Origin of the sequence: Streptomyces venetus (assembly GCF_039540295.1) — a bacterium.
Classification (GTDB): Bacteria; Actinomycetota; Actinomycetes; order Streptomycetales; family Streptomycetaceae; genus Streptomyces; species Streptomyces venetus.
In genome coordinates this window covers 1-7,753 of the sequence record NZ_BAABET010000026.1, presented here as the reverse complement: position 1 = coordinate 7,753, position 7,753 = coordinate 1, and the positions used below count along the sequence as shown (strand labels likewise).

The window sequence follows — 7,753 nt, the reverse complement described above, 5'->3', positions numbered from 1 at the left end:
CGGTGGTGCGTGAGGAGGCGATGTGGTCGGCGGGGATGCCGGCGGCTTTGAGGGTGTGCCATTTGGTGGGGTGGGCGGTGGTGTAGACGTCGGCGCCGAAGTGGCGGGCGAGCTGGGTGGCGGCCATACCGACACCACCGGCCGCGGAATGGATCAGAACCCGCTGACCGGGCTTGATATGGGCGAGGTCGTGCAGGGCGTAATACGCCGTCAAGAACACCGCAGGCACCGACGCCGCATCCTCAAAGGACCAGTCAGCCGGGATCGGAACGAGCATCCGCTCATCAGCGACCGTACGGACAGCGAAGGCAGCGGGGAACGCACCCATCACCCGGTCACCGACCGCGAATCGAGTGACTTCGGGGCCGACCTCCGTGACCACTCCCGCGCCTTCGGCGCCCAGGCCCTCGGGATTGTCGGCCAAGCCGATCGCGACTGCCACGTCGTAGAAGTTGAGTCCTGCGGCACGGACTTCGATGCGTACTTCGCCCGGGTTGAGGGGGCGGGTGGCTGCCTCGTGTGGAGTTTTGGCGAGGGCGTCGAGGGAGCCGGTGCCCTGGGGGGTGATGCGCCAGTTGTCTCCGGCGCCGAACCCGGACACCCCGTGAATCACGCCGCTGCCGCTGAGTGCCCGTACCAGTCGTGGCGCGTGCAGTTTGCCGTCACGCCAGGCCAGTTGAGGCTCGCCGGTCACGGCGAGGGCCTGGAGAAGGGCAGAAGGATCCGGCTCGTCGGGGTCGAGGTCGAGGAGGGTGAAGCGGTCGGGGTACTCGGTCTGGGCGGTGCGCACCATGCCCCATGTCCCGGAAGCCGACAGGTCGGTGACGTCCGCACCCGTGCCGGTGTCGACACCTACCGCACCCTGGGTGGTCACCACCAGCCGGGCCGAATGATCCCGGGCCAGCCAGGACTGCAACGCCGCGAGCACATCGCAGCTGACGTCGGCCAGGTCTTGGTTTTTGCCTGACACCGGCAGGACCACCGTCCGCACGGATGGAGGGATGTCCGCGAGGTCGGTGACCACGGGCAGACCCCAGGTGTCCTCCGCTGTATTGCCCTCGGGCGTCCATACGAGGACGTCGGTCGCCGGCTGGGGGCTGTTGGGTGTGGGCAGGGTGGGCCATGTCAGGGCGAACAGGCCCCGCGCGCCCGCGGTGCTGGTGGGCTGGAGTTCGCTGGCGTCCAGGCGGCGGGCGGTCAGCTGCTCGACCACAGCGACGGGCTCGCCGGCCACGTCGTAGAGGTCCATACGGACACTGCCCTCACCGAGCGGTGTGATCCGCACTCGTAGGCGGGTGGCGCCGGTGGCCAGCAGCCGCACATCGTTCCACGCGAACGGCAGCCACACCCCGTCCTGGTCCAGCACCTCACTGAACTGCAGCAGATGCGCCGCCGCGTCACACAGGGCCGGATGCAGCCCGAACCGGGCCGCCTCTTCCACGGCCGACTCCGGCAGCTCGATCTCACCGTAGACGTCCGGGCCCTGCCGCCAGGCCGCCCGCACCCCCCGGAATACCGGCCCGTAGGCATACCCCCGCCCCGCCAGCTCCTCATACAGACCGGACACATCGATGACCTCCGCACCCGACGGCGGCCACACACCCACAGGTCCCACATCGACCGTGCTGCCGTGAGCGATCACCGCCTGTGCGTGCTGGGTCCAGACGCTGTCGGTGCCGGCCGGCCGGGAGCACACCACGACCTGACGCCCGCCGCCGTCTCCGGCCGGTTCGATGACGATCTGCAGATCCACGTCACCGCTGTCGGGCAACAGCAAGGGCGCCTGCACGACCAGTTCCTCGACCACCTGGCAGCCGACCTGGTCCGCCGCCCGCAACACCAGATCCATGAACCCCGTCCCGGGGAACAACACCTGCCCGGAAACAGCGTGATCGGCCAGCCAACGCTGCCGGGAACGGGACAGACGCCCGCACAACACCACTGCCCCTCCGGCAGAGACCTCCACCACCGCCGAGACCAGACCGTGCTCGACCGCGCCCAGCCCCATACCGGAGGCGTTTCCTGTTCCGGTGGTGCGCTCCAGCCAGAACCGTGACCGGTCGAAGGCATACGTCGGCAGTTCGACCGGTTCTGCTTCCGGCAGCAGGGAGCTCCAGTCGACATCCACCCCGGCCGTCCACAGGGTGCTCGTGCTGGTCAGGAAGCGGCGTAGGCCGCCGTCGTCGCGCCGCAGCGTCCCCGTCACTGTCACCTGCGCTCCGGGTACGGTGTCGACCGTTTCGCCGATGCCGGGTGTCAGGACGGGGTGGGCGCTGCACTCGACGAGGGTGGTGAACCCGTCGGCCAGCAGACCGCGCACCGCCTGCTCGAACTCCACATGCCCGCGCAGGTTGGCATACCAGTAACGGCCGTCCATCTCCGGCCCGGTCAGCACCTCACCGCGCAGTGTCGAGTACACCGGCACCTGCCCGGTGCGCGGCTGGACGGACGCCAATGCTTCCTCGATGCGCTGGCGGACTTGCTCGACGTGCACCGAGTGTGAGGCATAGTCCACGTCGATCCGCCGCGCCCGCACCCCCGACGCCGTCAGCCCCGCCACAAGGCCGGCGATCTCCTCCGCACCCCCGGACACCACCGTGGAGTTCGGCCCGTTGACGGCGGCCACACTCACCGACTCCAGTCCCGCGATGCGCTCCTGAACCTCCGCACACCCCAAGGCCACGGAGGCCATGGCACCCTGCCCACAGATCTCCACCAGCGCCTCGGAGCGGGCCACCACCACCCGCACCGCATCCTCCAGCGAGAGCACCCCGGCCACATGCGCCGCCGCGATCTCGCCCTGGGAATGCCCGACGACGGCCGAGGGCACCACGCCCACCGACTCCCAGAGCCGGGCCAGGCCCACCATCACCGAGAACATCACCGGCTGCACCACGTCCACCCGGTCGAAGCCAGGCGCCCCGGGCTCCCGCCGCAGAACCTCCAGCACAGACCAGCCGGCCAAGTCCTCCACCACGGCCGAGCACTCACCCACCACCCGGGCGAACACCTCACTGGTGGCGAGCAGTTCCACCCCCATCTCCACCCACTGCCACCCCTGCCCCGGAAACACGAAGACCACCTTCGGCTCCGTACCGGCAACACCTTGAGCGGCGCCGGCAGAGAGATCGCCGGACAGGAAGGACTCCAGTCCCTCCGCGAGCTCCTCCGCCGACTCACCCACCACCGCGAGCCGATGCCGCAGCCCCTCACGTCCCGCCAAGGCAGCCGCGATCGATCCGGCACCCGCCTCGGGCCGCTGCTCGACGAAGGACACCAACCGCTCGGCCTGGCCCCGCAGCCCGCCCGCACTGGCCCCGGACAGCACCCACGACACCAGCCCCGCACCGTCGCTCACAGGCTCGGCAGCGGGCTCTTCCGCAGGCGCCTCTTCCACGATGACGTGCGCGTTCGTCCCGCTCACGCCGAAGGACGACACACCGGCCCGGCGCACGCGTTCCCCGCGCGCCCAGGCGACCCCCTCAGCCAGCAGCGACACCGACCCGGCCGACCAGTCCACCATCGGCGTCGGCTCACCCGCATACAACGACGGCGGCAACTCCCCCTGCCGCAACGCCATCACCATCTTGATCACACCCGCCACACCCGCGGCGGCGACGGAGTGACCGATGTTGGACTTCATGGATCCGAGCCACAGCGGACGGCCTTCGGGGCGGTCCTGACCGTACGTCGCGATCAGCGCCTGCGCCTCGATCGGGTCACCCAGCTTGGTGCCCGTACCGTGCGCCTCCACCACATCCACATCAGCCGCGCGCAGGCCCGCGTTCTCCAACGCCGCCCGGATCACCCGCTGCTGCGACGGCCCGTTCGGCGCGGTCAGTCCGCTGCTCGCGCCGTCCTGGTTGACCGCAGAGCCACGCACCACACCCAGCACGCGATGCCCGAGACGCCTCGCGTCCGACAGACGCTCGAACATGACGAGGCCGACGCCCTCCGCCCAGGTCGTGCCGTCGGCCGAGGCGGCGAAGGGCTTGCACCGGCCCTCGGGGGACAGCGCCCGCTGGCGGGAGAAGTCGACGAATCCACCCGGACTGGCGATCACCGTGACACCGCCGGCGAGCGCGAGGGAGCATTCGCCCTGGCGCAGCGCCTGCACCGCCAGATGCAGAGCGACCAGCGACGACGAACACGCCGTGTCCACCGACACCGACGGCCCCTCGAAACCGAATGTGTACGACACCCGGCCGGACAGCACGCTGAGGGTGTTACCGGTCTGGGCGTAGCCTTCGATGGCCTCCGGTACGCGGTCCATGTCGGGGACGTACGCAGAGTTCGTGGCGCCGATGAACACGCCGGTGCGGCTGCCGCGCAGCTCCTGCGCCTTCAGCCCGGCCCGCTCCAGCGCCTCCCACGCCACCTCCAGCAGCAACCGCTGCTGCGGATCCATCGCCAACGCCTCACGCGGCGAGATCCCGAAGAAGTCCGCGTCGAAACCGGCCACGTCATCCAGGAATCCACCACGCCGCACATACGACTTCCCCGACGCATCCGGATCCGGGTCGTACAAGTCCTCCGGCCACCCCCGGTCCGCCGGAAACTCCGAGGTAGCGTCCACACCCCCGGCCACCAGCCGCCACAAATCCTCCGGCGACGACACCCCACCCGGATAACGGCACGCCATACCCACGATCGCGATCGGCTCGTCGTCGACGGCGACCCGGGTGACGACGGTGTCACCGGCGTCCGGATCGGCGCTCGCGCCGAGCGTCTCCGTCAGGACGAACGTGGCCAGCGCGGCGGGTGTGGGATGGTCGAAGATCAGCGTGGCGGGCAGATGCAATCCGGTCTCGGCGGCGAGACGATTGCGGAACTCGACGGCGGTGAGCGAGTCGAACCCCGCGTCCATCAGGCCGCGTTGGGGGTCGACCTGCGAGGGCGACGCGTGGCCGAGGACAGCGGCGGCGTGTCGGCGTACGAGGTCCACGGCGACGCGCGCCCGCTCCTCCTCCCCCAGGTCGAGGAGTTGGCGGGCGAATGCCCTGCTGCCGGGGCTGTCGCCACTGTCGTTCGCGGACCGGCGGCGCGTGGTGGTGCGGAACAGGTCGTGCCACAACGGGGACAGCACACCGGCGGCGGCACGTGCGCGCAGTGCCGAGGCGTCGATCTTCGAGGCGACGAGCTGGGCGGCGCCCACGGCCGATGCCGCGTCGAACAGCGCGAGTCCCTCCGCGGCTGGGAGCGGGACTGCTCCCTCGCGTGCGAGCCGTACCGTGTCCGCGTCGGTCAGCGGGCGTGCGGACGGGCCCTCCGGGGCCCAGGCGCCCCACACCAGCGAAAGGGCGTTCAGTCCCCGCGCCCGGCGGTGGTGAGCGAGGGCGTCGAGGAAGGCGGCCGCGGTGGCGAGGGTCGTGTGCCCGGAGCTGCCCACCGTGCCCGCGGCGGACGAGAACAGGACGAACGCCGACAGGGGGAGGTCACGGGTGAGGTGGTGCAGGTTCAGGGCGCCGGCGATTCGGGCCCGGAGCGCGGTGTGCAGTTCTTGCGGCTCCACGTCGCTCAGCACGCCGTTGCGGGTGACACCGGCCGCGTGCACGACGGTGGTCAGGGGGTGCTCGGCCGGGATTCCGGCCAGGAGTGCGGCGAGCGCGGGGCGGTCGGTGACGTCACAGGCGGCGACGCGTACCTCGGCTCCCAGCGCCGTGAGTTCGTCCCGCAGTTCCGCCGCGCCGGGCGCCTCGGGCCCTCGGCGACCGACCAGGAGCAGGTGCCGGGCCTGGTGGGTCGTGACCAGATGGCGGGCCAGGAGCCGGCCGAGCATGCCGGTGCCACCGGTGATCAGCACGGTGCCGTCCGGGTCGGGCGCGGCCCCCTGCCTGGCGGCACCCGTGCTGCGGCGCAGACGGGGCGCGAGGAACCGCTCGCCGCGCAGCGCCAACTGTGGTTCGCCGGTCCGGGCGGCCTTCGCCACCAGGTCCGGCAGCTCACTCCCGCCGACCGCAGGGTCGAGGTCGAGCAGCAGGAACCGGTCCGGGTGCTCGCTCTGCGCGGTGCGCATCATGCCCCATGCCACCGAAGCGGCCAGGCCGGGCACGTCCGGAAGCGCCTCGTCTGTGTCCTCGCACGCGGCCACGGCACCCCGGGTGACCACGGCGAGCCGGCGGGCGGCGTTTCGCTCGTCCGCGAGCCACCTCTGCAGCGCACCGAGCAGCCGCTCGGCGACGGCACCCACGCCCTCGGCATCGGCCCCGTTGTCTGCCTCTGCCTCTGCGTCTGCGTCTGCGGCGAGGGAGTCGAAGACGGGCAGCACGACGATGTCGGCCTCGTCGGCGGATCCCTCGGCCTCGTCGCCCGCTACGGCGACGGACACGTCCGAGGGTGGAGCAGTCGTGGCGGCATCCCCGACCGGCGTCCAGGCCAAGGTGAAGAGACCGTCGGTGCCGTCAGGGGCGGTGCCGGTCAGTGCGGCCGCGGTCGTGCGCCGGACGGTCATGCACTCGATGACGGCGACGGGCTCGCCGGTGCTGTCCGCCATTTCGACACGGGCGGTGTCCGTACCCGTGGGCCGTACGCGCAAGCGCAGGCGGGTGGCTCCCGTGGCGCGCAGGGTGACGCCCTGCCAGACGGATGCCGTCAGCGCGCCGGCCTCGGTGGACGGCCGGTCCGGTTGGGTGAGCCCCACCGCTTGTGCGGCCGCTTCCCACAGCGCCGGGTGCAGGCCGAACCGGTCGGTGTCGTCGGCCGTGCTCTGTGGCAACTCCGCTTCGGCCAGCAACTCGTCGCCGACCCGCCAGGCTCGTTCGAGGCTTTGGAACACCGGGCCGTAGGTGTACCCGTCGGCTCGCAGTTCGTCGTACCGGTCGTCTAGGTCGACGGGGCGCGCTCCGTCGGGCGGCCACGCACCGGACGGAGCGACGGCGAGTTCGGCGGGCGTGCCTGGGGCGACGGTCGCCTGGGCATGACGGGTCCACCTCTCGCTGTCGGCCGGCCGTGCGTACACGGCGACGTCGCGTCGTTGGTTCCCGTCGGCCGCCCCGACGACGATCTGGAGGTCGACCGCTCCGTCGGCGGGTATCAACAGCGGTGCCTTGAGAGACAGTTCGTCGACGCGACCGCAGCCCACCTCGTCGGCGGCACGCACCACCATCTCGACGAAGCCGCCGCCGGGGAAGACCGTCTGCTCCGCCACGGAGTGGTCCTTCAGCCAGCCGTCGGACGCGGTCGACAGCCGTCCGGACAGGACGACCGAGTCACCGGCGGCGACCTCGACGGCGACGGACACCAGGCCGTGACCCACCTCGCGCAGACCGACACCCGAGACGTCCACGCCGTTCTTGCTCCGGCCCAGCCAGTAGGGGGTGTGGTCGAAGGCGTAGGTCGGCAGTTCCACGGGCGGGGCCGGGGGCAGGATCGACCGCCAGTCGACCTCAACACCCTGCGTCCACAACCTGCCCGCTGCCTGAAGCACCGAGGCCGGCTCCGGACGGTCCTTGCGCAGCATGGACACCAACAGCGCCTCGCCGTCCGTGACACACTCCTGCGCCATCGCCGTCAGCGCACCACCCGGACCGATCTCCAGGAACGCACCCACTCCGCCCCGGACCGCTTCATCGACCGCCGCGGCGAACAGCACCGGCTCACGCACCTGCCGCACCCAGTACTCCGCCTGGCTCAACTCACCCGGCCCCGCCAAACGCCCCAGCAACGTCGACACGATCCCGATCGCCGGATCACGGAACTCCAGCCCCTCCACCACCGAGCGGAACTCGGCCAGCATCGGATCCATCCGCGCCGA

The 7,753-nt window shown here is 71.3% G+C and carries 1 protein-coding gene; it reads right to left on the bottom strand.

Features of this window, described 5'->3' with window-relative positions:
• The coding region (locus ABEA82_RS38545) for an SDR family NAD(P)-dependent oxidoreductase (protein WP_345666423.1) at positions 1-7,753 on the bottom strand (7,753 nt) is incomplete at both ends.